The organism is Bradyrhizobium rifense, assembly GCF_008123425.1.
Lineage (GTDB): Bacteria > Pseudomonadota > Alphaproteobacteria > Rhizobiales > Xanthobacteraceae > Bradyrhizobium > Bradyrhizobium rifense.
On record NZ_VSSS01000117.1, the window covers coordinates 1 to 2730 of the forward strand.

The following is a 2730-nucleotide window of genomic DNA, read 5'->3' on the forward strand; positions in this document are numbered from 1 at the left end:
AAGGGAACGCGGGTGACGCGCTCGGGCATGAACACGTCCTGGACCCGGGAGATCGGCAGGCCGAACAGCTGGCCGCCGATCATCGCGGTGACGTATTCGACCATGGCGCCTTCGCCAATCTGCGTCTTCTTGTTGCTCATATCGGTCTCTCCTGATCCCTGGTCCTTAGTTCTTGGCCCTTAGTTCTTGGCCCTTACGCCGCTGCCCGGTTCAGCTCGGAGGCGCCGGCGGCACCCGCGGTCTGTTCCTTCAGCGCCGCGATCAGACCGGGACGGTCGAACTTGGCGACATAATCGTGGAAGCCGGCCTGACGGCCGCGCTCGATCGCTGCCGGCGACACCAGCGCCGAGAGGCCGATGATCGGCATCGAACCCAGATTGCTGTCGGAGCGGATCACTTCCGCAAACTCGAACCCGTTCATGTCGGGCATCTCGATGTCGGTCAGGACCACGTCGAAGGTTTGTGCACGGAGCGCCGCGAGGCCCTCCTGCGCGGTCGGCGCGGTGCGGACGCGGTAGCCGGCGGCCTTGAGCACCGGCGCCAGCATGTTGCGGAAGAACGCCGAGTCGTCGACCAGCAGCACCGACTGCGAGTGCATCGACGGCTTCATCTCCTTGCGGGTGAACCAGTCGGCGAACGCCATGGGGAGGAAGTGGCCGACGTCGATCACCTCGGTGGCCTGGCCCTTGATCACGGCCGAGCCCAAAATGCCGCTAGCCGAGCCGCCGACCTCGATGTTGAGCCGTTCCTCGACGATGTCGATGATCTCGTCGACGACGAGGCCCATGGAGCGGCCGTCATCGGCAAACACCAGGATCGGTTGCGCACCTTGGCTTGCGATGGTGACGCCGTCCATGGCCACCAGCGGCATCAGCTGCTCGCGGTACTGCACCATGTAGCGGCCGTTGGAGAACTCGATCTTGTCGGCCGGGAGCTCTTCCAGGCGGGTGACGAGCCCGAGCGGGACCGCCTTGGGCTGGCTGGAGCCGGCGCGGAACACCAGCAGCGAGGTGGTCTGCTCGCCCGAACCGATGTGGTGCGCGCCATTGTCGTCGGCCATGTCATGGGCCGAGGAGCCGGCGGCGCCGAGCGCCTTGGCAATGCCGTTGGGGTCGATGATCATGATGACCGCACCATCGCCCAGGATCGTGTTGCCCGAGAACATGTCGATGTGACGCAGCTTCGTCGACATCGGCTTGACCACGATTTCTTCGGTGTGGAACACGCCGTCGACGACGATACCGAAGGTCTGGCTGCCGACCTGGGTCACCACGATAAAGCCGTTCTCGGGATCGCTGGCCGCGCCGTCGTCGATCTTGAGGAGCTTCTTCAGATGGATCAGCGGCAGCAGCTTGTTGCGCAAGCGGAGGACCGCGGTGTCCTTGATGCGCTCGATGCGGTGTTCGCTGTTGGCGCGGGCACGAACCAGCTCGACGACCGAGAGCTGCGGGATCGCAAAGCGGTCGCCGGCGGCTTCCACGATCAGCGCGGAGACGATCGCCAAGGTCAGCGGGATCTTGATGGTGACGGAGGAGCCTTCGCCTGCGACCGACTTGATGTCGATGGTGCCGCCGATCTGGTCGATATTGGTGCGGACCACGTCCATGCCGACGCCACGGCCGGAGACCGAGGTGATGGCGGCCGCGGTCGAGAAGCCCGGTGCGAAGATGAACTTGTGGATCTGGGCTTCCGACATCTTCTCGAGCTCAGCCTCGGTGACGAGACCTGAGGAGATCGCCTTGGCCTTGATCTTCTCGGTGTTGAGACCGCGGCCGTTGTCGGCGATGCAGATGATGATGTGGCCGCCCTCGTGATAGGCGGAGAGGCGGATGGTACCCTGCTCGCCCTTGCCGGAGGCAAGGCGCTCGGCGGGGGTCTCCAGACCATGATCGGCGGAGTTGCGCACCATATGGGTGAGCGGGTCCTTGATCAGGTCGAGCACCTGGCGGTCGAGCTCGGTGTCGGCGCCGTGCATCTCCAGATCGATCTGCTTGCCGAGTTCGCTCGACAGATCCCGGACGATGCGGGGCAGCTTCTGCCAGGCATTGCCGATCGGCTGCATGCGCGTCTTCATGACGCCTTCCTGCAGCTCGGCGGTGACGTTGGAGAGGCGCTGCAACGGCACCTTGAACTCGGTGTCCTCGTTGCGGCGGGAAATCTCCAGCAGCTGGTTGCGGGTCAGCACCAGCTCGGAGACCATGGTCATCAGATGCTCCAGCGTATCCACGTTGACGCGGATCGACTGGTTGGCAACGCGGTCGCCTTCGGAGGCCCCCTCGTCGGCCATCGACTTCTTCGGCGCGGCCTTCTCCTTGGGAGCCTTCTCCTTGGCGGCAGACGCGGGCGCTTCGGCAACCGGCGCGGGCTCGGCCTTTGCCTCGACAGGCGCAGGCAGCTCGATCGCAGTCTCGCGGAAGGCGCGCTCGAGATCGTCGAGCGACACTTCACCCGGACGCAGCGGGCGCTCCAGGGTCTGGTCGATCAGGGAGCCCGTGGTCAGCTCTTTTGCGGGCGCGGGTGCAGCGGCAGCGGGGGCTTCCGGCACCAGCGGCGGCGCTTCAGCGACGGGAGCAGCGGCGCCGGCGGCCATAGCCGCCATACCTTGCTCGACCATCGCTTCCAGCTTGTCGATGAGATCGCGGTCGGTGCCCTCGGGCTCGGCTTCGGTCGCCTCGAGGCCGGCGAGGATCTCCTTGATGCGGTCGATCGAGGACAGGATCAGCGTCACCG

1 protein-coding gene and 1 pseudogene are annotated in these 2730 nt (G+C 65.5%); both read right to left on the reverse strand.

Annotation, left to right across the window (positions count from 1 at the left end):
• A pseudogene (locus tag FXB40_RS49770) lies at positions 1–140 on the reverse strand (chemotaxis protein CheW); the annotation flags it as partial.
• Between the two features lie 53 nt (positions 141–193).
• Positions 194–2730: hybrid sensor histidine kinase/response regulator (locus tag FXB40_RS46975; protein WP_148779038.1), on the reverse strand; the 2537-nt coding region annotated here is incomplete at its 5' end.